Below are 25,486 nucleotides of genomic sequence, written 5' to 3'. Positions count from 1 at the left end.
ACGCCCGAGACGGCACCACCGGGTCGGTCCCCGGCAACGTCCACCCGCCCGCGTGCCGGACGTCACCGTAGAAGGCAGGGTCTTTGCGCGGTACCGCGCCGCACCGGATTCCACCGCACGACACCAATTCCGGCCGCACCGGCTGGCCGCACCACCTACGGATCCAGACCCGCTCCCCCGATCGGACGGCGGGGCCCTGCTCAGCGGAGCCGCGGCCCGCTGATCGGCGGATCAACCCGCGGGATCGACGTGGTCCCGCCAGGAGTGTCGCGGCTCGTAGCCCAGCACCTGCCGGGCCTTGTCGATGCTGAGCAGGGTCTCGTGCTGGCCGAGTTCCCGGCGGACCTCGACGTCCGGGTAAACCTCGGCCATCAGGCTGGCGCTGGACCTGGTCATCACGGTGTCCGCGTTGGCGATGACGAAGACGTCGGCGCCAGGACGGTCGTGGGCGAGCGCCCGCTCGACCGCCTGGGCCCCGTCGCGGGCGTCGATGTAGCCCCAGAGGTTCCAGCGGCGCAGCCCCGGGTCGGCCTGGAAGGCGGGGAACCCCGCGTAGTCCTCGACGTCCATCACGTTGGAGAAGCGCAGGCCGACCATGACCAGCTCCGGGTCCCAGCGGCAGAAGTGCCGCGCCATCTCCTCCTCGAGGGCCTTGTTCAGCGAGTAGGTCGACTCCGGGCGCGGCGGGTACTCCTCGTCGACCGGCGCATACGGCGGCGGGGTGTCGAACGGCAGCCCCAGCACCGTCTCGCTCGACGCCCACACCACCCGCTTGATCCCGGCCGCCCGGGCCGCGGCGAAGACGTTGTAGGTGGCGGCCGAGTTGTTCGCGAAGGTCACCGCGTTGGGCAGCAGCCCGGGCGCCGGGACCGCCGCGAGATGCACCACCGCCTCGACGCCGCCGGCGTGCTCGTCGGCGCCGCCGGTGAACGCCTCCACCACCTGCCCGTAGTCGGTGAGGTCGACCAGGAGGAACTCGCCGTCGACGTCGCGCGGGTCGCGCCCGCCGGCGCGGTCCACCGCGAGCACGTCGACGCCCGCCGCGCGCAGGTGCGCGACCACGGCGCGACCGAGCTTGCCGGCGGCGCCGGTGACGACGACACGCCTGGGGACGGTGGGCGGCACAGGGTCGGTCATGACCACATCCTTTCCTGCCGCGCCGCGTGCCGCACGCGCGGCCCCGCACTTCCCGCGTCCGGTCGGGTGGAAACGGGGCCATGCGCACTATCCGCGCCCATTACAAAAACTGCCTCCGAAATGGAGATAGGGGCGGCGCAGATACGTAGAAGAGGCCATCACCCATCGATCCGGCCAATCGTCCGCCTCCGGACATTCACCGGCCCCGGCCCCCTTCCCACCCGACGGGCGGGCCACCCGAGGATGCCGGAGGATCCGGCGAAGGCGCAGGTAGCGGGCGGTGCGACGGCGAGGCTGGGCAGGCCGTGACGCGTTGCGCAGTCAGAAAAGTTGCTGCCCATCGAGAAATAGACGAACGTGCGACCGGGCTGGCCGAACGCATCGACGACCGGCACGATCCGGGGATCCGATTGAAGATCACCGGTGCCATGATGTGGGCAGGCATTTCCCATCGAGGGATCTGCACCTGTCGCATGGACGAGCTGATCACGAGGGCCGGGGCGGCAATTTCTGAACTGCGGATCCGATCCACCGGTCGGCCGCGTCCCCGCCGCCCCGCACCGTGCCCACGGCTGTGCTCCACCGGGCCGGCCCGACCGTACGTCGGCCGGCCGTCAGCGACAGGTGTCCGATACCCGATCACGAGCAACTGGTGGACCGGGCCGGCGCGTGAGCGGCGCTCCTCCGGCCGGTGCGCGAGCAGAGGAGGCGGACGCGATGACCGACGTCCTGAGATCCCGGCGGACCACGCCGGACACCCCGCTCCGGGACGACCCGCCGGGCGGCGTTCCGGCACCGGCCTCGGCCGCGCAGCGCCAGATGTGGCAGCTCTGCCGCCTCGACCCCGGGGCGACCAGCTACCTGGTGCCGCTGGCGTACCGGCTGCACGGTCCGCTCGACGTGGCGGCCCTGTCGGCGGCGCTCGACAGGCTGGTGGCCCGGCACACCGCGCTGCGCACCACCCTGGCGCCGGCCGCGGACGAGCCGGCCGGAGAGCCGGGCGACGACCCGGCGCGGCGCCTGGTCCAGGTGGTCCACGAGCCGCGCCCGGGGCTGCTGCGGGTGCACGACCTCAGCGGGCTGCCCACCTGGCAGCGCGACCAGGAGCTGCGGGCCCGGATGCACGCCGAGGCGGGCACCCCGATCGACCTGGAACACGGGCCGGTGGTGCGGGCCCTGCTGCTGCGCTGCGGGCCGGAGGAGCACGTCCTCCTGCTGACCTTCCACCACGTCGCGGTCGACGAGTGGTCGCTCGGCATCCTCCACGACGAGTGGGAACGCCTGTACGCCGCACACCGGGCGGGGCGGCCGGCCGGCCTCGACCCGGTCGACGGCGACCACCGCGAGCACGCGGTCCGGCAACGGGACTGGCTCGCCGGTCCGGAGGCGGCCGCCCAGCTCGACTACTGGCGCGGGCAGCTCGCGGACGCGCCGGCCGTGCTGGAACTGCCCACCCGCGGCCCGCGCCCCGCCGTACCGTCCAGCGCGGGAGCCACCCTGTCGGTGCCGCTGGACGTCGACGCCGACGCGCTGACCGCGCTGTGCCAGCGGATGCGGGTGTCCCCGTACATGGTCATGCTGGCCGCGCTGCACGTGCTGCTGGCCCGCTGGACGGGGCAGCGCGACATCGTGGTGGGCACGCCGGTGGCCAACCGTCGGCGGGCCGAGACGCAGCGGCTCGTCGGGCTGCTGCTGAACACGGTCGCCGTCCGGGCCCGGCTGGACGACAACCCGTCGTTCGAGACGCTGCTGGGGCGGGTGCGTACCGCCGCCCTGGAGGGCCTGAGCAGGGAGGAGCTGCCCTTCGGGACGGTGCTCGAGGCGCTGCGTCCGGCGCGCCGGCCCGGCTTCACCCCGCTCTTCCAGGTGATGTTCGTCTACGGCCGGGAGGCGACGCCCCCGCGCCTGGACGACCTCGAGGTCACTCCGGTCGAGGTGCCCGTCGACACCGCCAAGTTCGACCTCACCGTCTCGGTCCGGGAGAACGCCGACGGCCTGCGGACCGCGCTGGAGTACCGCACCGACCTGTTCGACTCCGACGCGATGGTCCGCCTCGCCGGACACTTCCAGACGCTGCTGCGGTCGCTGGTGGCCGATCCGGGCGCGCCGGTCGGCTCGGCCGCGATGCTCACCCCCGACGAGCACCGGCAGCTTGTCGGGGACTGGAACCGCACGGCCACCCCGGCCGAGCCGGACGACCTGGTCCACCTGCTGATCGAGCGGCAGGCGCGGGAGACCCCCGCCGGCGTGGCGGTGACCGACGGCGACGGCGCACTGAGCTACCACGAGCTGCACACCCGGGCCGAGGCGCTGGCGGAGACGCTGCGCGGGCGGGGCGTCGGCATCGGCAGCCTGGTGGGGGTGCTCCTGCCGCGCGCGGCCCCGTTCGCCGTGGCGGTGCTCGCCGTGCTGAAGGCCGGTGCGGCCTACGTACCCATGGACCCGGCCAACCCGCCGGCACGGCTGCGGTATCTGGTCGAGGACACGGCCGCCCCGGTCGTGCTCACCTGCGCCGAACTGGCGCACCTGGTGCCCGACGGCACGGCGCTGCTGGTGCCCGGGCCGGACGCGCCGGTCCCGCCGGTCGAGCCCGGCCGCGGCGCCGGCGGCGGGCCGCGGCGGCGGCCGCGGCGCCGGCCCCAGCCGTCGGCGGACGACCTGGCCTACGTCATCCACACCTCCGGCTCCACCGGCCGGCCCAAGGGCGTCATGGTCACCCACGGCGGCGTGTGCAACTACGTGCGCTGGGCGGCTCAGGCCTACCGCCTGCGGCCGGGGGACACCGTGCCCCTGCACTCGTCCATCGGATTCGACCTGACCGTGACGAGCCTGCTGGTCCCGCTGGCCGGCGGGGCCACGGTCCGGATGATCGGCGAGCACCTCGGCCCCGAGGCACTGGGCGAGGCGCTGCGCGACCAGCGGACCCCCTTCGGGCTCGTCAAGATCACCCCGGCCCAGCTCGACCTGGGCCGCCACCAGCTCCGCCCCGCCGGGCTGGCCGGCCGCACCCGGTGCTTCGTGATCGGCGGCGAGAACCTGCGCGCCGACCAGGTGGCGCCGTGGCGGGCCCACGCGCCCGGCACCGCGCTGGTCAACGAGTACGGGCCGACCGAGACCGTGGTCGGCTGCGCCGCGTACGAGGTCGACCCGGGCTCGCCGGCCGACGGTTCCGTCCCAATCGGCCGGCCGATCGCCAACACCCGGCTCTACGTGCTGGACGGGTGGCAGAACCCGGTCCCGGCGGGCGTGGTCGGCGAGCTGTACGTCGGCGGGGCCGGGGTGGCGCGCGGCTACCTGCACCAGCCGGGCCTGACCGCCGAGCGGTTCGTCCCGGACCCGTTCTCGGGCGTCCCCGGCGCCCGGCTCTACCGCACCGGCGACCTCGTCCGCCTGCGCCCCGACGGGCACCTCGAATACCTGGGCCGCACGGACCAGCAGGTCAAGCTGCGCGGCTACCGGGTGGAATGCGGCGAGATCGAGGCGGCCGTCCGGCGCTGCCGGCCGGAGCTCGACGTGACGGTGCAGCTGCGCCGGGACGACCCCGACGACCCGCGGCTCGTCGCGTACCTCGGGGGCGGGGCGGAGACCGATGTGGCGGCCCTGCGGGCGGCGCTCGCCGCCGAGCTGCCGTCCTATCTGGTGCCCGCCGCGTTCGTCCGGCTCGACGCGCTGCCGCTGACCCGCAACGGGAAGGTGGACGCCGCCGCGCTGCCCGCTCCCGGACGCGCCGCGGACGTGCCGCGGCAGCGGTCCACGCCCGAGCCCGCGGCCCCCGAACCGCCGGTGGCCGCGCCCGCTCCGGCCCGCTGGGACGTCGCCCGGGTACGCCTGGAGCGGCTGGTCGTGGACGTGTGGCGCGAGGTGCTCGGCGTCGACCGGGTCGGGGTGGCGGACAACTTCTTCGACCTCGGCGGCCACTCGATGCGGCTGCTGGCCGTCCTCGACCGGCTGCGCGACCGGCTCGGCGACGTGCTCACGGTCACCGACCTCTTCCGGCACCCGACGGTCGACGCCCTGGCCACGTTCCTCGCCACCGCCACCATCGGGACGACCGCGCCGGCCCCCGCACCGGAACGGATCGTCCGGCCCCGCGCCGGCGGGCGCGACGACACGGGGCAGCCGGGCGGCCTGATCGCCGTCGTCGGCATGGCCTGCCGCTTTCCCGGCGCGCGGACCGTCGACGAGTACTGGCGGAACATCCGCACCGGGGTGGAGTCCGTCCGCGAGTTCAGCGTCGAGGAGATGCTCGCCGACGGGGCGGATCCCGGCCGGCTCGACGACCCGGCGTACGTCCGGGCCGGCACCTGGCTGCCCGGGATCGACGAGTTCGACGCGGCCTTCTTCGGGATCACGCCCCGGGAGGCGCAGACCCTCGACCCGCAGCACCGGCTGCTGCTGGAGTGCGCCTGGCACGCACTGGAGCACGCCGGCCACGACCCGGCCGGCCATCCCGGCCGGATCGGCCTCTTCGCCGGGTCGGGCCGCAGCAGCTACCTGCTCGACCACCTGAGTGGTCACCCCGAGCTGGCCAGCGCCATCGGCGAGCACCAGCTGTCGATCAGCAACGACAAGGACTTCCTGCTCAGCCGGGTCGCCTACAAGCTCGATCTCACCGGGCCGGCGGTCACCGTCGCCACGGCCTGCTCGACCTCGCTGGTGGCCGTGCACCTCGGCCGGCAGAGCCTGCTGACCGGCGAGTCCGACCTGGTGCTGGCCGGCGGGGTCAGCATCTTCCCGGCACAGCGCCGCGGCTACCTCTACCACGACGGCGGGATCTACTCCCCCGACGGGCACTGCCGCCCGTTCAGCTCGGACGCGCGCGGCAGCATCGAGTCCAGCGGGGTCGGCATCGTCGTGCTGAAGCGGCTGGAGGACGCGGTTGCGGCCGGCGACACGGTCTACGCGGTGATCCGCGGCTCCGCGGTCAACAACGACGGGGCGCGCCGCACCGGCTACACGGCGCCCGGCGTCGCGGGTCAGGTCGAGGTGGTCAGCAGCGCGCTGGCGACGGCCGGAGTGGACCCCCGTTCGGTGAGCTACGTGGAGGCGCACGGGACGGGCACCAGCCTCGGCGACCCGATCGAGGTGGCCGCGCTGACCGAGGCGTTCCGGCGCGGCACCGACGACCGCGGCTTCTGCGCCCTCGGCTCGGTCAAGGCCAACATCGGGCACACCGACGCCGCCGCCGGGGTCGCCGGTCTGATCAAGACGGTCCTGGCGCTGCACAGCCGGACGCTGCCCCCGACCATCAACGTCAGCCGGCCCAACCCGGCCATCGACTTCGCGGGCAGCCCGTTCTACCTCAACGACAGCGCCCGCCCGTGGACCGCCGACGGCCCGCGCCGGGCCGGCGTCAGCTCGTTCGGCATGGGCGGCACCAACGCCCACGTGGTGCTGGAGGAGCCGCCGACCACGCCGGCCGAGCCGAAGGCCGCGCCCGCCGCGGGGCCGCACCTGCTGGTCGTCTCGGCCCGCTCGGTCGAATCGCTGGAGCGGCAGACGCGCCGGCTCCGCGACTGGCTCGACGCGCGGCCCGAGGTGGACCTCGGGGACGTTGCGGCCGGCCTGGGCCGGCGCCAGTCGATGACCCACCGGCGGTTCCTCGTCGCGGCGGACCGGGCCGACGCGCTGGCCGCCCTCGACGCGCCGCAGCGGCAGTTCACCGGCACCCATCCCGGCGGCCGGCGGCCGCTGGTGTTCGCCTTCCCGGGGCACGGCGCCCAGCACGTGGCGATGGGCGCCGGCCTGTACCGCGCGGAGCCGACCTACCGGGCCGTGGTGGACGAGTGCGCCGACCTGGTCCGCGACGACCTGGGGCTCGACCTGCGTACCCTGCTCTGCCCCGCACCCGGCGGTCACGCGGAGGCCGAGCGGCTGCTCGCGGAGCCCCGGCTGGTCCAGCCCGCGCTCTTCGTCACGAGCTACGCGCTCGCCCGGTCGCTGCTCGCCCGGGGCGTGACCCCGGACCTGATGGTGGGGCACAGCCTCGGCGAGTACGTCGCCGCCTGCCTCGCCGGGGTCTTCTCCCTGGCCGACGCGCTGCGCCTGGTCTGCGCCCGGGGCGCGCTGGTCGGCCGGACCCCGGCCGGGGCGATGCTCGCCGTGAGCCTGCCCGAGACGGCGGTGGCCGCGCTGCTGGACGACCGGGTGTCGCTGGCCGCGGTCAACGCCCCGGAGCTGTGCGTGCTCTCCGGCGACCCGGAGGCGATCGGGGCGCTGCGCGAGCGGCTGACCGGCGACGGGGTCGACTGCCGGCCGCTGCGGGTCGCCCGCGGCTACCACTCCGCCCTGCTCGACCCGGTGCTCGACGAGTTCGCCGAGCAGGCCGGCCGGATCACCTACCACGAGCCCGAGCGCCCCTACCTGAGCAACCTGACCGGCGGCCCCGTCGTTCCCGGGCAGGTCACCGATCCGGCGTACTGGGTGCGGCACATGCGCGAGCCGGTGCGGTTCGCCGAGTCGGCCGCGCTCCTCGCCGAGCAGGACGTGGTCCTCGTCGAACTGGGCCCGGGGCACGCCCTCAGCGGCCTGGCCCGGCTGGCCGGCCTGCGGCCCACCCAGGCGGTGGCGGCCATGCGGCATCCGCGCACCGACGCCGACGACCTCACCACGTTGCTCGACGCGGTCGGCCGGCTGTGGCTGGCCGGCGCACCGGTGGACTGGACCCGCTTCCACGGTGGCGGGCGCCTCCGGCTGGTCCTGCCGGGCTACCCGTTCGAGCGGCACCGGTACTGGGTGGAGGCGGCGGCACGTCCGGCCGCGGCCCTTCCCGCGCCCACCGCACCGGACACGCCGGCCGAGCCGGACGCCGCCGAGCCGGTCGACGCCGGCAACCGGCCGGCGCTCAGCACGGCCTACGTCGCCCCGGGCACCCCGGCCCAGGAGTGCGTGGCGGAGATCTGGGCCGAACTGCTCGGCATCCGGCCGATCGGGGCGCACGACAACTTCTTCGAGCTGGGCGGGCATTCGCTGCTCGCCACCCAGGTCGTGGTCCGGCTGCGGGCCCGGCTCGGCGTGGCGCTGCCGCTGGAGACGGTCTTCGCGCAGCCGACCGTCGCGGGCATCGCGGCGGCGCTGCCCGCCACTGCCACCGCACCCGCCGCGCCCGCCGTGGTCGAGCCGGCCGCCGCCGCGCCGGCCGAGCCGGCCATCCCCCGCGCCGACCCCGGCGCCGGACCGGCGCCGCTCTCCTCCGGGCAGCACCGGCTCTGGTTCCTCGACCAGGCGTACGCGCAGAACGCCTACACGGTCGCCACGGCGCTGCTGCTGGACGGCGAACTCGACCTCGACGCGCTGCGCGGGGCGCTGGCCGAACTGGTCCGGCGGCACGAGTCGCTGCGTACCGTGTTCCCGCTCGGACCCGACGGCGACCCGGTCCAGCAGGTGCGGCCGGCCGGCCCGGTCGAGCTGCCGGTCGTCTCCGCGCCGGCCGGGGCGGACGACGCGGCTCCGCGGAGCATCGTGGAGTCGGCGGTCGCCGACGCGGTGCCCGGGTGGGTGCACGCGACGCTGGCCGCCGACGTGCGGCGCCCGTTCGACCTGGCCGACGGGCCGCTGTTCCGGGCCGTGCTGCTCCGGGTCGCCGACGACCGGCACGTGCTCTCGCTGAGCATGCACCACAACGTCTCCGACGGGTGGTCGCTCGGCATCATCGCCGGCGAACTCGCCACCCTCTACGCGGCCGCCCGCGACGGCCGCCCGGCGCCGCTGCCCGATCTGCCCGTCCAGTACGGCGACTACGCGCGCTGGCAGCGCGGCCGGCTGGCCGACCCGGACAGCGACGACCTGCGTTACTGGCGCCGGCAGCTCGACGGGGTGGCGAACGTGCTGGAGGTGCCCACCGACCGGCCCCGGCCGCCGGTGCAGACCTTCGACGGCGCGGTCAGCACCCGGGTCCTGCCCCCGGAGACCGCCGACGAGCTGCGCCGGTTCAGCCAGACCCGGGGCGCCACGCTCGCCATGACCGTGCTGGCCGCGCTGAAGGCCCTGCTGTGGCGCTACACCGGCCAGCGCGACATCTGCGTCGGCACGCCGGTCGCCGGGCGGGTCCGCGCCGAACTCGAGCCGATGGTCGGCTTCTTCGTCAACATGCTGCCGCTGCGCACCGTGCTCGACGGCGACTGGACCTTCGCGGAACTGCTCACCGAGGTGCGCCGCACGGCGCTGGGCGCGTACGACCACCAGGAGGTGCCGTTCGAGCGGCTGGTGGACCTCGTCGACGCGCCCCGGGACCTCAGCCGGAACCCGCTGTTCCAGGTGATGTTCAACCTGCTGAACGTGCCCGAGCAGCGGGACCTGGGCACAGCCGGGCTGCGGATGGTGCCGTTCGCCGTCGAGCCGGGCATTGCCCAGCAGGACCTGGCCCTGTACGCGTACGAGGTGGACGAGGGGCTGCGGTTCCGGCTGGAGTACAACACCGCGCTGTTCGACGCGGAGACCGCCGAGCGGATGATGGGGCACCTCGAGACGCTGCTCGCCGCGGCCGTCGCCGACCCCGGCGTCCGGCTGGCGGAACTGGCCGTGCTCACCCCCGCCGAGCTGTCCCGGGTCGCCGAGTGGAACGACACCGCCACCGATCCGGGCTGGCCGGTGCCGGGCCGGCCGACCCTGGTCGAGCTGATCGCCCACCAGGTCGCGACGCGCCCCGACCGGCCCGCCGTGACGTTCGGCGCCACCACGCTCAGCTACGCCGAGCTGAACGCCCGGGCCAACCGGCTCGCGCACCGGCTCCGCCGGGCCGGCGTCGGCCCGGACGTCACGGTGGCAGTCTGCCTGCGCCGCTCGCCCGAACTGCCGGTCACCCTGCTCGGCGTGCTCAAGGCCGGCGGCGCGTACGTCCCGGTGGATCCCGACTACCCGATCGAGCGGCAGCGGTACGTGCTGGCGCACAGCGACGCCCGGGTGCTGGTCACCGAGGCGGATCTCGCCGGCCGGTTCGCCGACTTCGCCGGCGAGGTGGTGCCCGCCGGCACGGCGCTGGACGCGGAGCCGGAGACCGACCCCGAGCCGCTGGCCGGGCCGTACGACCTCGCGTACGTCATCTACACGTCCGGCTCGACGGGCCGCCCCAAGGGCGTCCGGGTGACCCACGGCGCTGTGGTGAACACCCTGGCGACCATGCGGGAACGGCCGGGCCTGACCGGCGACGGCACCATGCTCGCGATGGCGAGCTTCGCCTTCGACATGTCGGTGCCGGAGCTGTTCCTGCCCCTGGTGGTCGGCGCCCGGATGCTGCTGGCAGGTCGCGACGTCGGCTACGACGCGCCCCGGCTGGCCGGCCTGCTGCGCGCGGAGCGGGTCACCCTCGCCCAGGGCACCCCCGCGACCTGGCGGCTGCTGATCGAGTCCGGCTGGACCGGGACGCCCGGCCTGACCGCCGTCTGCGGCGGCGAGGCGGTGTCCGCGCCGCTGGCCCGGCAACTGGCCGAGCGGGTGGACGCGTTGTGGAACCTCTACGGCCCGACCGAGGCCGCCGTCTGGGCCACCATGGACCGCGTCGAGCCCGGCTTCACGCACCTCACCATCGGCCGCCCGATCGGCAACATGCGCGTCCACGTGCTCGACGGGCAGCTGTCCCCCAGCCCGGTCGGGGTGCTGGGTGAGCTGTACCTCGGCGGCGCCGGGCTGGCCCGCGACTACCACGGCGACCCGGCACTGACCGCGCAGCGGTTCGTGCCGGAGCCGGGCGGCTGCGGCCGGCTCTACCGCACCGGTGACCTCGGCCGGCGCCTGGCCGACGGTCGCATCGAGTTCGTCGGCCGCAGCGACTCGCAGGTCAAGGTGCGCGGGTTCCGCATCGAACTCGGCGAGATCGAGGCGGTGCTGCGCCGCCACGAGTCGGTGCGCGACGCCGCCGTCGTGGTCCGCGAGGACGAGGCAGAGAAGTCCATCGTGGCCTACCTGACGCTGGCCGGGCCCGACGGCGGCGCCGACCCGGCGCAGCGCGCACCGGAGGTCACCGCCGACTTCGACGCCGACCCGGCGCCGTGGCGGGCCTTCGCCCGCACCTACCTGCCGGACTACATGGTGCCGTCGGCGTTCGTGGTGCTCGACCGGATGCCGCTCAACGCCAACCGCAAGGTCGACCGGGCGGCCCTGCCCGCGCCCCGCCGCGGCGGCGCCGCCGTCGGCGCCACCCCGCCGGACACCCCGCTGCGCAAGGCCCTTGCCGAGCGGTGGGCGGCGGTGCTCGGGTACGACAGCGTCGGCATCGACGACGACTTCTTCGACCTCGGCGGCGACTCCTTCAAGGCCATCAAGGCGCTGGCCGGCAGCGACCCGGCGATCAGCGTCCTCGACCTGTTCCGCCACCCGACGATCCGGGGGTTGACCGAGCACCTGGACGCGACCGGAGGATCCGTCGGGCGGCTGCTGCACGAGCTGACCCCGGCCCGGCCGGGTACGCCGACGACGCTGACGCTGGTCTGCGTACCGTTCGGCGGCGGCAGCGCGATCACCTTCCAGCCCCTCGCCGACGCCCTCCCGCCGGGCGTCTCGCTCTACGCCCTGGAGCGCCCCGGCCACGACCTGAACCGCCCGGACGAACCCCTGCTGGACCTGGACGAGCTGGTGGACCGCTGCGTGGCCGAGGTGGTCGAGGGCATCACCGGCCCGGTGGCGGTGTACGGGCACTGCGTGGGCGGCGCCGAGGCGGTCGAGCTGGCCCGCCGGCTGGAGGCGGCCGGCGTCGAACTGACCGCGGTGGTCATCGGCGCCCACTTTCCCGCCCCACGGCTGCCCGGCCGGGTGTTCTCCTGGCTGCGGCGGTGGTTCCCCATGGAGCGCTGGATGTCGAAGCGGCGGACACTGGAGTCGCTGCGCGCCATGGGCTTCTTCACCGAAGTCTTCGACGAGAACGAGAAGGACTTCGTGATGCGCGTGGTCCTGGCCGACGCGGCGAAGGGTGAGGACTACTACACCGACGTCTATGCCGGCGGCCTGCCCCGGAAGCTGGCGGTGCCGCTGGTCTGCGTCGTCGGCAGCGGCGACCGCGCCACGGAGCTGTACCAGGAGCGGTACCTGGAGTGGGAGTTCTTCGCCGACCGGGTCTCGCTGGAGGTCATCGAGGGCGCCGGGCACTACTTCGCCAAGCACCAGCCGGCCGACCTGGCGAGCATCATCCTGGCGCACTGCGCCCCGCCGGTGGAGCAGCCGGCCGAGCCCGCCCGCCCGGCGACCGAGGCGGCGCCCACGCCACCGCGCGAACAGCCGGCGGTCACCCGCCGCGCGATGCCCAGCCTGGCGGTGTTCTACCTGGTCGCGATCGGTCAGCTGGTCTCGCTGATCGGAAGCGGGCTGACCGGCTTCGGCATGAGCCTCTGGGTCTACCAGCGCACCGGGTCGGTGTCGCTGTTCGCCACGGCCACCGTGCTGGCGCTGCTGCCCGCCGTGGTCCTCTCCCCCATCGCCGGCGCGCTCGCCGACCGGTGGGACCGAAGACGCATCATGATCCTCGCGGACTGCCTGGCCGCCACCGGCACGGTGAGCCTCGCGCTGCTGCTCTGGCTCGGCCAGCTCCAGCTCTGGCACGTGTTCACCGCGATCACCGTCACCGCGGTGGCCACCGCCTTCCAGCAACCCGCCTACCTGGCGGCCGTCACGCAACTGGTGCCGAAGCGGTACTACGGGCGCGCCAACGGCATCGTCTCCCTCGGCACGGCGACGAGCACCGTGCTGGCGCCGCTGGTCGGCGGCGCGCTGGTGATCGCGGTCGGGCTGCGCGGCATCGTCGTCATCGACCTGCTCACCTTCGCGGTCGCGGTGCTCGTCACCCTGTCGGTCCGCTTCCCGGACACCCTGTTCGTCAAGCGGGAGGAGCCGTTCCGGCGGGAGGTCCTCGGCGGCTGGCGGTTCATCGTCCGCCGACACGGCCTGGTCGCCCTGGTCGTGCTGGTCGCCTCGCTGAACTACTTCTTCGCCATGGTGGAGGTCCTGGTCACCCCGCTGACCTTGTCGTTCGGCGACCCGGCGGTGCTCGGCCGGGTGCTCGCCGCCGGCGGCGCCGGCATGGTGGTCGGCTCGGTGGTGATGGGCGTGTGGGGCGGCACGGCCCGGCGGACCACCGGCATCCTGGCCAGCGTCGTGCTGCTGGGCGTCTCGCTGCTCACCGTCGGCCTGCACCCGAGCCCGCTGTTCCCGACGCTCGGCCTGTTCGGGATGGGCCTGGCCACCGCGCTGGTGAACACCCACTGGCTGGCCATCGTGCAGGCCAAGGTGGGGCTCGAACTCCAGGGCCGGGTGCTGTCCATGGGGCAGATGCTGTCCTGGCTGATGGTGCCGGCCGGTTTCCTCACCGCGGGCCCGCTCGCCGAGCACGTCTTCGCTCCGCTGGTCTCCTCCGGCGGCGTGCTGGCCGGCGTCGTCGGCACCGGACCGGGGCGGGGCATGGCCCTCGCGGCGATCGTGGCCGGCGTCTGCGCCCTCGCCCTGGCCGCCGCCGGCATCGCGTACCGGCCGATCCGCGACGTCGAGGACGAACTACCGGACAACGACCCGGGCAGCGTCATCCTCGCCGACAAGGACCGCCTCCAGGAGGCGGCCGACCGCCAGCTCACGCTGCACCGCGGCGGAGGGTCACGCCGGTGAGCGCCCCCACCCGACCCGCCGGCCCGAGGCGCCGGAGCACCGGCCCGCGCGCGAGCGGCGGTCCGGCCACCGTGGACTGCCTGCACCGGATGGTGGCGGCGCAGGCGGCCCGCACCCCGAAGGCGGAGGCGGTCCGGCACGGCGACCGCACGCTCTCCTACCGGGAACTCGACGAGGCGGCGAACCGGCTCGCCCGGGTGCTGCTCCGGCGGGGGGTCACCCGGGAGGACCGGGTCGGTGTCTGCCTTACGCGCACGCCCGAGCTGGTGGTCGCCCTGCTCGCCGTGCTCAAGGCCGGCGCCGCCTACGTGCCGCTGGACCCGGCGTACCCGCCCGCTCGGGTGGCGTTCATGACCACCGACTCCGGGGTCCGGCTGGTGCTGACCCGCGCCGACCTCGCCGACCGGTTCCCCGACACGGCCGTCCCGGTCGACCGGCTCGACCGGGACGGGGACGCCACCGACCCGGCCGTGCCGGTGACGCCCGCGGACCTGGCCTACGTCATCTACACCTCCGGCTCGACCGGGCGGCCCAAGGGCGTGGCCATCGAGCACCGCTCGGCGTCGGTGCTCATGCACTGGGTCCGGCAGAGCTTCGACGACGCCGAACTGGGCGGCCTGCTCGCCGCCACGTCGATCTGCTTCGACCTGTCCGTCTTCGAGATCTTCGGCCCGCTCTGCTGGGGCGGCCGGGTGCTGCTGGTCGACGACGTGCTGGCCCTCGCCGCACCCGGGGCGGAGCGGCTGCCCGTCACCCTGGTCAACACCGTGCCCTCCGCGATGGGCGAGCTGCTCACCGCGGAGGCCCTGCCGGCGAGCGTACGGACGGTCTGCCTGGCCGGCGAGCCGCTGACCGCCGCGCTGGCCGCCCGCGTGTGGTCCCGCCCGCACGTCCGCCGGCTCTGCAACCTCTACGGACCGTCGGAGGACACCACCTACTCCACCTGGGCGGAGGTGCCGCCGGACAGCGGAGACCCGCCGATCGGCCGGCCGCTGCCGCAGACCCGCGCCTACGTCCTCGACCCCGACGGGCGGCCGGTCCCGCCGGGCGAGCCGGGCGAGCTCCACCTGGCCGGGGCGGGCCTGGCCCGGGGGTATCTCGACCGGCCGGAGGAGACCCGGGCCCGGTTCCTGCCCGACCCGTTCCGGCCCGGCGAGCGGATGTACCGCACCGGCGACCGGGTCCGGCTGCGGCCGGACGGCCAGCTCGCCTACCTGGGCCGGCTCGACGACCAGGTGAAGCTCCGCGGCTACCGGATCGAGCTGGGCGAGGTGACCGCCCGTCTCGCCGCCCTGCCCGGGATACGCGAGGCGACCGCCGCCGTACGGCCGGGACCGAGCGGGGACCCGCTGCTGGTCGGCTACCTGGTGGGCGAGCGGCGCGACGACGTCCGGGCTCGGCTGGCCGAGGTGCTGCCGGCGCCGCTGGTCCCCGCGACCCTGGTCTGGCTGGACCGGCTGCCCACCCTGCCCAACGGCAAGGTGGACCGCGCGGCCCTGCCCGCCCCCACCCTCGGCGACGGCGCCGCGGCCGACGACGCGCTCGACGGCACGGCCGGCACGGTGGCCGCGGCCTGGCGCGAGCTGCTCGGGGTGCCGGTCACCGGCGTCGACAGCGACTTCCTCGCCCTGGGTGGCGACTCCCTGCTGGCGGTCCGCTGCGCCACCCGGCTGGCCGCCGCCACCGGCCGGCCGGTCCGGCCGGGCGACCTCTTCGCCCACCCGACGGTCGCCGCGCTGGCCGCCCACCTCGACGGGCTGGCCGCCGACCCGGAGCCGGTCGCGAAACCGGCCGGCCCGGAGTCGACCGGGCCCGCCCCGCTCTCGGCCGCGCAGACCCGGCTCTGGTTCCTGCACCGGCTCGACCCGGCCGACACCTCCTACCTGCTGGCCTTCGCGGTCCGGTTCGGCACGCCGCTGGACCCGGACCGGCTTGCCCGGGCGCTGCGCCGGGTGGTCGACCAGCATCCGGCCCTGCGTACGGTCTTCCCGTCCGGCCCGGACGGGCCGGTGCAGCACGTCCGCCCCGTCGCCGACCCGGCGCCGGTCCTCGCGCCGGCCGATCCGGGCACGCCGCTCGACGAGCGACTCCGCCGGCTCGCCGCCGACGCCACCCGGGCGCCCATGGACCTGGCCGCCGGCCCGCTGCTCCGCGCCCACCTGGTGCCGGACGACACCGGCCGCGCGCTGGCGCTGCTGCTGGTCGTGCACCACATCATCTGCGACGACTGGTCGTTCGGCGTGCTCGTGCGGGACCTGGCCCGGGCGTACGACCGCGAGCGCGACCCCACGGCGGCGCCCGAACCCCCGGCGGCAGGCCCGGCGGCGTTCGCCGTGGCCCAGCGGGACTGGCTCGCCGGGCCGGCCGGGCGGCAGGCGGTGGCGGACGTGGTGGCGGAGCTGCGCGACGCCCCCGACCTGCTCGACCTGCCCGCCGCCCCGGCCCGGCGGGACCGGGCCGCCGCCCCCACCCGGCCGGACCCTGGCCACGGCCCGCCGCCCGGTGGGGCGCTGCGGACCACGCTGGACGGGGCCACCGCCCGGGCGGCGCGGGAGCTGGCCCGGGCCGAACGGGTCAGCCTGCACATGGTCGGGCTGGCCGCGTTCGCCACCCTGCTCGGCGCCGCCACCGGCCGGCGCGACCTGCTCGTCGGCGTCGCCTTCGCCGGCCGGACCAGCCTCGCCGCCGAGGAGAGCGTCGGCTGCCACGTCAACACCCTGCCGCTACGGCTGCGCCCGGCGCCCGACCGCCGCTTCACCGACCTGCTCGCCGAGGCCCGCCGGGTCACCCTGTTCGCCGCCGCCCATCAGGACGTCCCCTTCGACCTGCTGGTGGAGCGGCTGCGGCCCGCCCGCCGACCGCGGCGCAACCCCCTCGTCCAGGTCGCCTTCGGGGTGCAGAACGCCCCGCCGGCCCGGCACCGCGACGCGGCCGGCGTCGAGTTCACCGGCGTGGAACTCACCCCGGACACCGCCCGCCTCGACCTGACCCTCTGGCTCGACGAGCGGCGGGACGGGCTGGCGGCGCTCTGGACCTACCGCACCGACCTGTTCGACCACGACGGCGTGCTCGCGTGGCACCGCCGGTTCACCGGGGTGCTGCGTACCGCCGCCGCCGACCCCCGGCGCAGTCTCGCCGACTGCGCCGACACCGCTGGGAGTGAGAGAGATGACTGAGCAGAACCGGGTCGCGCGGACCATCCGCCGTCGCGGCCGCGAGCGGAACCTCGTGGACGTCCGACCGGACTGGCCCGGGGGCCCGCTGCCGGCGCTGGTGCGGGCCAACGTGCCCGACGTCGACCTGGCCGGCTGGCTGGCCGGCCACCGCGACCAGGTCGACGAGCTGGCCCGCCGCGCCGGAGCGGTGCTGTTCCGCGGCTTCGCCGTGGCCGGCGCCGACGACTTCCGCACCGTGATGGCCGCGCTCTCCGACGACGTACTCTCCTACGGCGAACGCTCCTCACCCCGCAGCCAGGTCACCGAGGGGGTGTACACCTCCACCGAACACCCCGCCGACCAGCCGATCGTGCTGCACAACGAGCAGTCGTACACGGTGAACTGGCCGCTGCGCATCGTCTTCCACTGCGAGGTCGAGCCGGGCGCCGGCGGGCGTACCCCGCTCGCCGACAGCCGCCGGGTGCTCGCCCGGCTCCGGCCGGAGACGGCCGCCGAGTTCGAACGGCGCGGGGTGCTCTACCGGCGCAACTACCTGCCCGGCATCAGCCTCTCCTGGCAGACCGCGTTCCAGACCGAACGGCGGGAGGAGGTCGAGGCGTACTGCGCCCGGGCGCTGATCGACGTGGAGTGGGTGGGCGACCGGCAGCTGCGTACCCGGCAGGTCCGCCCGGCGGTGCGCCGCCACCCGGTCACCGGAGAGCGGACCTGGTTCAACCACGCGCTGTTCTTCCACGTCACCTCGCTGCCCGACGACGTCAGCGCCGGCCTGCGGGCCGCCCTCGGCGAGGAGGACCTGCCCTACCAGACCGCGTACGGCGACGGCACGCCCATCCCCGAGGAGGTGCTGGCCGAGCTGCGCGCCGCGTACGCCGCGGAGACCCGCGCCTTCGCCTGGCAGCGCGGCGACGTGCTGCTGGTGGAGAACATGCTGGCGGCGCACGCCCGGGAGCCGTTCACCCCGCCCCGCCGGATCCTCACCGCGATGTCCGACCCGGTCGCCGCCCCGGAGCTGACCGAGGCGGCGGCGAGCACCGTGCCGGCGGGAGGCCGGGCATGAGCGGGCCGGCGCCCCGGCGGCGCGCCACCGGCACCGTCACCGCACCGGTGACCCGGCGGGTGCTCGTCGACGAGCGGTTCGTGCTGCTCGTCGAGGCCGCCGTGCCCGACCTCGACCTGGCCGGCTGGCTCGCCGGGCGCCGCGCGGAGCTGCTGGCGGACCTGGACACCTACGGCGCGGTGTTCTTCCGCGGCTTCGAGGTGCGCACCCCCGACGACTTCAGCCAGGCCGCCCGGGCGGTCAGCCCGGACCTGCTCGGCTACCTGGAACGGGCCGCCCCCCGGCACGAGGTCGCCGACCGGGTGTTCACCTCCACCGAGTTCAACGCCGAGCAGTGGATCCCGCTGCACCACGAGATGTCCTACTCGCACAACTGGCCCACCCACCTCTACTTCTGGTGCGCACAGCCGGCCACCGGCAGCGGCGGGGCCACCCCGCTGGCCAGCGAGCGGGTGATTACCCCGCTGATCCCCGCCGACGTGCGGGAGCGGTTCCTCCGCGCCGGCGTCAGCTACGTACGCAACTACGGCCCGCACCTGGACCTGCCCTGGCAGGAGGCGTTCCAGACCACCGACCGGGCGGAGGTGGAGGCGTACTGCGCCGCCTCGGCGACCGAGTTCGCCTGGCTGGGCGGGGACGGGCTGCGCACCCGGGCCCGGCGGCAGGCGGTCGCCACGCACCCGCGTACCGGGGAGACGGTCTGGTTCAACCACGCCCACCTGTTCCACGTCTCCAACATGCCCGCGGAGGTGTCCGGCGCGCTGCTGCGCGAGTACGGCCCGGACGGGCTGCCCCGCAACGCCTACTACGGCGACGGCGAGCCGATCCCCGACGAGGTGGTGACCGGCATCCGCGAGCTGTACCGGCGGCACGCCGTCTCGGTGCCCTGGCAGCGCGGCGACGTGCTGGTGGTGGACAACTTCCTGGCCACCCACGGCCGGGAACCCTTCCGCGGCGACCGGCAGATCCTGGTCGCCATGTCCGACCTCTACGTCAACCGGAGTGTGTTGTGAACGGATACCGTCTGTCGCCGATCCAGCGCCTGGCCTGGTCCGGGAAGCAGGACCTGGTCCGGGCGCGGGTCCGGCTCGACCGGCCGCTGGACCGGGCGCGGTTGCAGGCCGCCGTCGACACGGTGGTGGCCCGGCACGAGGCGCTGCGGCTGGCCCTGGTGCACCACCCCGGGTTGCGGGTGCCGTTGCAGGACGTGGACGACAGCCGGGCGGTGACGGTCGGCGCGCAGGGCGACCTGTCGGTCACGCTGACCGACGAGGCGCTGGAGCTGGCCGCCACCCCGCTGATCGCCGACCCGGCCAGCCTGCGGCTGGTCCTCGCCGACCTGGCCCGGGCCTACGCCGGCGAGGCGCTGCCGGAGGACCCGGAGGCGCTCCAGTTCCTCGACGTCGCCGAGTGGCAGCTCGAGGAGCGGGAGCAGGCTTCCGCCGCCGAGCCCGCCGCGCCGGCCGCTCGGCTGGTCACCCCGCACGGCGACGACCCCAGCGCGGTGGTCACCGCGACGGTGCCCGCCGCCACGCTGGCCCACGCCGCCCGGGCCGCGGACGTCGAGCCGGCCAGCGTGCTGCTCGCCGCCTGGGCCCTCGCGGTGTCCCGCCGGGCCGAGGCGCCGGACGGGGCCGACGAGGCGGACCTGGTGCTGGCCCGGTGGAGCGACGGCCGGCAGGCCGACGGCACCGCCGAGGTGGTGGGCCCGCTGGGCGGCTACGGCCCGCTGCGGCTGGCCCTGCCGCTGCCGGCCGCCCCCGCTGACCTGCTGGCCGGGGTGCGCGCCGCCGAGGCCGCCGCCGAGGAGACGTTCCACCTGGTCGACCCGGTGGACGAGCAGACCGGGGCGGTCGCCGGCTTCGCGCTGCTGCCGGCCGTGGACCCGGCAACCGTGGCCGGCCTCGGTGGCGCCACGGTGACGGTCGCCGACCCGCCGCCCACCGCCGGTCCGCAGCTCACCGCGCTGACCGACGGCGACCGGGTCACCCTGCGGGTGGTCGGCGGGCAGTGGCTGCTCGACACGCTGCTGGCGATCCTGCGCACCCTGCCCGCCGCCCTCACCGGGGACGCCGCGCTGGCCGTGCTCGGCGACGGGGAGGCCGGCTGGCTGGCCGACGCGGCCGGCACGGCGTCCGGGGTGCCGGGGCGTACCCTCGTCGACCTGCTCGACGCGGGCCTCACCGGGATGGACCAGGACGCCCCGGCGGTGGTCGCCGCAGACGGCGCGTACACCGTCGGTGAGCTACGGGAACGGGCCGCGCGGGTGGCTGGCGCGCTGGCCGCGCGCGGCCTGGCCGGCGCCCCGGTCGGGGTGCTGGCCGCCCGCTCCCGGGACACCGTGGTGGCCTTCCTCGGCGTGCTGCGGGCCGGCGCGGTGTTCGTGCCGCTGGACCCGGACGCCCCGGCGCCGCGCCTCGCCGCCCAGCTCCGCGCGATCGGTGCGGAGGTCGTGGTCGGCGCCGGCGGCCCGGCGACCGTGACCGCCGAGGAACTGGTCGCGGCCGGAGGCCCGCCGCCCCCGCCGCCGGCCCCGGCGGACCCGGCGTACGTGATCTTCACCTCCGGCTCCACCGGCACGCCTCGGCCGGTGCAGGTGTCGCACGGCGCCGCCGCGCACCTCGCCGGCGCGCTGGAACAGACCGTGTACGCGGGCAGCCACCCGGGGCTGCGGGTGGCGGTGAACGCCCCGCTCACCTTCGACGCCTCGGTGAAGCAGCTCGTGCAGCTCGGCCACGGCCGCAGCCTCTACCTGGTGCCCGAGGAGGTCCGCCGGGACGGGGCGGCGCTCGCCGCCGCGCTGGCCGACCACGACGTGGACGTGCTCGACCTGACCCCCTCCCAGCTGCGCATCCTGCTCGCCGGGGCCGGCAACGTCCGGCTGCCCGGCCTGCTGCTGCTCGGCGGCGAGGCCGTCCCGTCGGACCTGTGGGAGACGGTTGCGGCGCTGCCCGGCGTCCGCGCGGTCAACCTGTACGGCCCGACCGAGTGCACGGTGGACACCAGCGTGGCGGAGATCCGCGCCGGCGACGCCCCGACGATCGGCCGGCCGCTGCCCGGCGTGGCGGTCCGGGTGCTCGACGAGCGGTTGCGGCCGGTGCCGCCGGGCGTGGCCGGGGAACTCTGCGTCAGCGGCCCCCAGCTCGCCGACGGGTACCTGGGCGATCCGGAGGCCACGGCGCGCCGGTTCGTCGAGGTGACCCTGCCGTCGGGGCGCACCGAACGGGTGTACCGGACCGGCGACCGGGTCCGCTTCGACGCCGATCGGCGGCTGCGCTACCTGGGCCGCTTGGACGACCAGGTGAAGATCCACGGCTTCCGGGTGGAGCCGGGCGAGGTCGCCGCCGTCCTGCGCGGGCACCCCGAGGTCGCCGACGCCGCCGTGGTCGCCCGCGACGACGACGGGTACGGCGACCGGCTCGTCGCCTACGTCCGGCCCGGCAGCAGCCCGGCGACGACGGTCGACGTCGAGCGGATCGCCGGGGTCAACCCGCACGAGACCCGCTACCTGTACGACGAGATCTTCGTCCAGCAGGTCTATCTGCGCGACGGCATCGTGCTGCGGCCCGGGGCGACCGTGCTCGACGTGGGCGCGAACATCGGCATGTTCTCGCTCTTCGTCCACTCCGTCTGCCCGGACGCCACGATCCACGCGTTCGAGCCGGTGCCGTCGGTGGTCGACCTGCTGCGGCGCAACGTCGCCGAGTTCGGCGTGCCGGCCACGGTGCACGGGTTCGGGCTGTCCCGGGCGGCCGGGGAGGTCTCCTTCACCTACTACCCGGGCTACTCGATGATGTCCGGCCACGCCGCGTACGCCGACCCGGACGCCGAGGTGGCGGTGATCAAGCGGTACCTGACCAACGAGCGGGACGCCGGCGCCGACGAGCGGGACGTGCTGCTCGACCGGGTCGACGAACTGCTCGCCGAACGCTTCGCCGGCCGGCAGCTCACCGTGCCGGTCCGGCCGCTCTCGGCCGTCCTCGACGAACTGGCCCCGGCGCGGGTCGACCTGCTGAAGATCGACGTGCAGCGCGCCGAGGCGGACGTGCTGGCCGGGCTGGCGGACCGGCACTGGCCGCTGATCGCGCAGGTCGCCATGGAGGTGCACGACGCGCCCGGCACCGACACGGCGGGCCGGCTGGCCGAGCTGGTCGCGTTCTTCGAGGGTCGCGGCTTCACCGCGGTCACCCGCCAGGACGACCTGCTCACCGGCACCGACCGGCACACCCTGCACGCCGTGCGCCCCGAGTACGCCGCCGACCCGCGCCCGGCGGTGGTCACGGCGGCCCCGCCGGCGACCGGCCCGCTGGCGGAGCGGCTCTCCGGCTGGCTCGCCGACCGGCTCCCCGCCCACCTGGTCCCGGCCGCGGTGGTGCTCCTCGACGAGCTGCCGCTGACCCGCAACGGCAAGCTCGACCGGGCCGCGCTGCCGGCGCCCCGGCTCGACCGGCCGGCCGCCGGCGCGACGGTCACGCCGGTCAACCGGGCCGAGGAGATCCTCGTCGAGGCGTGGCGCGAGGTGCTCGGGGTGGCCGACTTCGGGGTCACCGACAGCTTCTTCGCCCTCGGCGGCGACTCGATCCGCAGCATCCAGATGCAGGTGGCGGCGCAGAAGCGGGGGCTGTCCTTCCAGCTCAACGACATCTTCACCCACCAGACGATCCGCGAGCTGGTCGAGCACGGGCAGCTCACCGTGGACGGTGTCGGGACCGGGCCGGCGGACACCGGGCGGTTCGCGCTGGTGACCGCCGCCGACCGGGAGCGGCTGCCCGACGGGCTCGCCGACGCGTACCCGATGACGGTCCTCCAGCAGGGCATGGTCTACCACGGCGAGCTGACCGGCGACCCGGCCATGTACCACAACGTGACCGCGCACCGGGTCGCCGCGCCGCTGGACGTGGCGGCGCTGCGCCGCGCGCTGGCCGGTCTGGTGGCCGCCCATCCGGTGCTGCGGACCGGGTTCGCGCTGGGCGCGTACGCCGAGCCGTTGCAACTGGTGCACGCGGAGGTGCAGGTCGAGGTGCCGGTGACCGACCTGGCCGGCGCGGACGCGCAGACCCGCCGGGCGCGGATCGACGACCTCGTCGCCGAGGAGCGGGTACGCCCCTTCGACTGGGCCCGCCCGCCGCTGCTGCGCCTGCACGCCGTCCGGGAGGAGGCCGACGCGTTCACCCTGATCGTCGCCGAGTACCACGGCATCCTCGACGGCTGGAGCCTGCACCGGTTCCTCACCGCCCTGCTCGCCGGATACGACCGGGAGCGGGCCGGCGAGCCCCGCCCGGCCGACCCCGGCCTGCCGTTCCGGGAGTACGTGGCGGCCGAGCGGCGGGCCCTGGCCGACCCGGTCACCCGCCGGTTCTGGCTGGACGGCGCGGGCGCGGTGCCGCCGCTGCTGCTCGGCGGGGCGCAGCCGCGGACCACCACCACCCAGCGGGTGCCGCTGAGGGCGGGCAGCATCGAGACGGTCACCGAGGCGGCCCGGGCCGCCGGGGTGCCGGTCAAGTCCTGGCTGCTCGCCGTCCACCTGCGGCTGATCGGCGAACTCGCCGGCCGGGACGACGTGGTCAGCGGCCTGGTGGTGGGCGGCCGGCCGGAGGGCGAGGGCAGCGACGCCACCCTCGGGCTGTTCCTCAACACCCTGCCGGTGAGCGTGGCCCTGGGCACCCGCTCCCCGGCCGAACTGGCCGCCGAGGTGTGGCGGGCCGAGCGGGAGCTGATGGGCCACCACCGCTTCCCGCTCGCCGAGATCGTTCGCGCCGGCGGGGCCGGTCCCCGCTTCGACCACTTCTTCAACTGGACCCACTTCCCGACCGGCCCGGCCGACGGCGGCAGCCGGATCGTGGACAGCCGGGGCGTCACGGTCGACGTGGCGTTCAGCCTGGCCGTCGACGCCGAACTGGACGCCGGAACCGGCCGCCTCGCGCTCACCGTCCAGTACGACCACCGGCACGTCCCCGCGGAGCGGGTGGACGCCTTCGCCGACGGCTTCCGCCGGCTGCTGGCCGCCGACCCGACCGCGCCGCTGCCGCCCGTCGCCCCGACCGGGCCGGCGGCCGGCGACGCGCGGAGCGAGTGGGCCGCCCGGGTGGCCGGGGCCTGGCAGGAGGTGCTCGGGTCCGCGCCGCGCGACCCGGCCGCCGACTTCCTGGCCGCCGGCGGGGACTCGCTGCGCGCCCTGCGGCTGGTCACTGTGCTGCGGCAGCGCCACGGCAGCGACCTCACGCTGCCCGAGTTCGCGGCGCTGGGCAGCTACGGCGCGCTGGTGGACCGGGTGGCGCGCTCATGACCGGCCTCGGCACGGCCGCCGTGCACGGCGACGACGGCCTGGTGCCCGGCGGGGCGGTGGCGCCGCCGATCGTGCAGAGCGCGACCTTCAGCGCCGAGTCCGACGAGCGGTTCACCGAGATCGCCACCGAGGCCCGGGGCAGCGCCTTCTACACCCGCTACGGCAACCCCAACCACGCCCAGGTGGCCGCCGTGGTCGCCGAACTGGAGGGCGCGGAGACGGGCCTGGTCACCGCCTCCGGCATGGGGGCGATCAGCACGGTCGCGCTGGCCCTGCTCTCCGCCGGTGACCACGTGGTGGTGCAGCGCAGCACGTACGGGGGCACCACCTCGCTCGCCACCGGCCTGCTGCCGCGCTTCGGGGTCTCCTGCACCCAGGTCGACCAGACCGACAGCGGGGAGTTCGCGCGGGCGCTGCGCCCGCAGACCCGCCTCGTGCTGGTGGAGACGCCGAGCAACCCGCTGCTGGAGCTGACCGACCTGGCGGCCGTGGTCGCGTCGGCCCACGCCGCGGGCGCGCTGGTGGTGGTCGACAACACCTTCGCCACACCGGTCAACCAGCGCCCCCTCAGCGCCGGGGCGGACCTGGTCTGGCACAGCGGCACGAAGTTCCTCGGCGGCCACTCCGACGTGTCGGCCGGGGTGGTCGTCGGCCCGGCCGGGCTGGTCGAGCGGGTGTGGCAGACGGCGATCGTCACCGGCAGCACCCTCGGCCCGGTCGACGCCTGGCTGCTGCTGCGCGGCATCCGCACGCTGCCGCTGCGCGTGGAGCGGCACAACGCGAACGCCCTGGCCCTGGCCCGGGCCCTGGAGGGGCACCCGGCGGTCGCCCGGGTCCGCTACCCAGGGCTGCCGTCGCACCCCCAGCACGCCCTCGCGCGCCGGCAGATGACCGGCTTCGGCGGGGTGCTCGGTGTCGAACTGGCGGCCGGGCGGGCGGGGGCCGCCGCGCTGCTGGCCGGGCTGCGGCTGGCCAAGCGGGCGGCCAGCCTGGGCAGCGTCAGCACGCTGGTGGTGCATCCCCGGTCGATGTGGGCGGGGATCGTGGACGCGGAGCAACTGGCCGCCGCCGGCATCGGGGACGGCCTGGTCCGGGTCTCCACCGGCATCGAGGACACCGCCGACCTGGTGGACGACTTCCGCGCGGCGCTGGACGGGGCGCCGGCCTGACGCTGGAGGCCCGCCCTCAGGAATGGTCCCGACGCCAGCGGGAATCGGAGTGCCGCCAGCAGGACCGACGGACGAA

Annotated in this window: 7 protein-coding genes; 6 read left to right on the top strand and 1 reads right to left on the bottom strand. The window is 75.8% G+C overall.

The genetic code is table 11. The features are described 5' to 3' along the window. Positions 1–231 precede the first annotated feature (231 nt). On the bottom strand, positions 232–1,137 hold the full coding sequence (locus AC0OLQ_RS10650) for an NAD-dependent epimerase/dehydratase family protein (protein WP_484531180.1): 906 nt from the start codon (positions 1,135–1,137) through the stop codon (positions 232–234). A gap of 717 nt (positions 1,138–1,854) precedes the next feature. Here AC0OLQ_RS10650 and AC0OLQ_RS10645 point away from each other — a divergent pair. From AC0OLQ_RS10645 to AC0OLQ_RS10620, 6 genes are read left to right on the top strand one after another with little or no spacing between them, the layout of a single operon-like run. After that, on the top strand, positions 1,855–13,722 hold the full coding sequence (locus tag AC0OLQ_RS10645; RefSeq protein WP_484531179.1) for an amino acid adenylation domain-containing protein: 11,868 nt from the start codon (positions 1,855–1,857) through the stop codon (positions 13,720–13,722). Then, complete coding sequence (locus AC0OLQ_RS10640; protein WP_484531178.1) at positions 13,719–16,898, top strand: amino acid adenylation domain-containing protein; 3,180 nt, start codon at positions 13,719–13,721, stop codon at positions 16,896–16,898. The genes AC0OLQ_RS10645 and AC0OLQ_RS10640 overlap by 4 nt, the downstream gene beginning before the upstream one ends. Next, positions 16,891–17,955 (top strand): TauD/TfdA family dioxygenase, encoded by a 1,065-nt coding sequence (locus AC0OLQ_RS10635; protein ID WP_484531177.1) that lies wholly within the window; start codon positions 16,891–16,893, stop codon positions 17,953–17,955. Before AC0OLQ_RS10640 ends, AC0OLQ_RS10635 begins: the two co-directional genes overlap by 8 nt. Next, positions 17,952–18,968 (top strand): TauD/TfdA family dioxygenase, encoded by a 1,017-nt coding sequence (locus tag AC0OLQ_RS10630; RefSeq protein ID WP_484531176.1) that lies wholly within the window; start codon positions 17,952–17,954, stop codon positions 18,966–18,968. The genes AC0OLQ_RS10635 and AC0OLQ_RS10630 overlap by 4 nt, the downstream gene beginning before the upstream one ends. Continuing rightward, positions 18,965–24,241: an amino acid adenylation domain-containing protein gene (locus AC0OLQ_RS10625; protein ID WP_484531175.1), complete on the top strand. Its 5,277-nt coding sequence runs from the start codon at positions 18,965–18,967 to the stop codon at positions 24,239–24,241. Before AC0OLQ_RS10630 ends, AC0OLQ_RS10625 begins: the two co-directional genes overlap by 4 nt. Beyond that, positions 24,238–25,410: a trans-sulfuration enzyme family protein gene (locus AC0OLQ_RS10620; protein WP_484531174.1), complete on the top strand. Its 1,173-nt coding sequence runs from the start codon at positions 24,238–24,240 to the stop codon at positions 25,408–25,410. Before AC0OLQ_RS10625 ends, AC0OLQ_RS10620 begins: the two co-directional genes overlap by 4 nt. Positions 25,411–25,486 lie beyond the last annotated feature (76 nt).

The sequence above is a fragment of the Micromonospora sp. Utrum1 genome (assembly GCF_057197805.1).
The sequence above is the reverse complement of the archived record's forward strand: the minus strand, read 5'-3'. Positions and strand labels throughout refer to the sequence as shown.

Excerpts from the sequence above, each read along its gene's own strand:
- AC0OLQ_RS10630 (WP_484531176.1), top strand. The coding sequence starts at position 17,952 with ATGAGCGGGCCGGCGCCCCGGCGGCGCGCCACCGGCACCGTCACCGCA.
- AC0OLQ_RS10620 (WP_484531174.1), top strand. The coding sequence starts at position 24,238 with ATGACCGGCCTCGGCACGGCCGCCGTGCACGGCGACGACGGCCTGGTG.
- AC0OLQ_RS10650 (WP_484531180.1), bottom strand. The coding sequence starts at position 1,137 with ATGACCGACCCTGTGCCGCCCACCGTCCCCAGGCGTGTCGTCGTCACC.
- AC0OLQ_RS10645 (WP_484531179.1), top strand. The coding sequence starts at position 1,855 with ATGACCGACGTCCTGAGATCCCGGCGGACCACGCCGGACACCCCGCTC.
- AC0OLQ_RS10635 (WP_484531177.1), top strand. The coding sequence starts at position 16,891 with ATGACTGAGCAGAACCGGGTCGCGCGGACCATCCGCCGTCGCGGCCGC.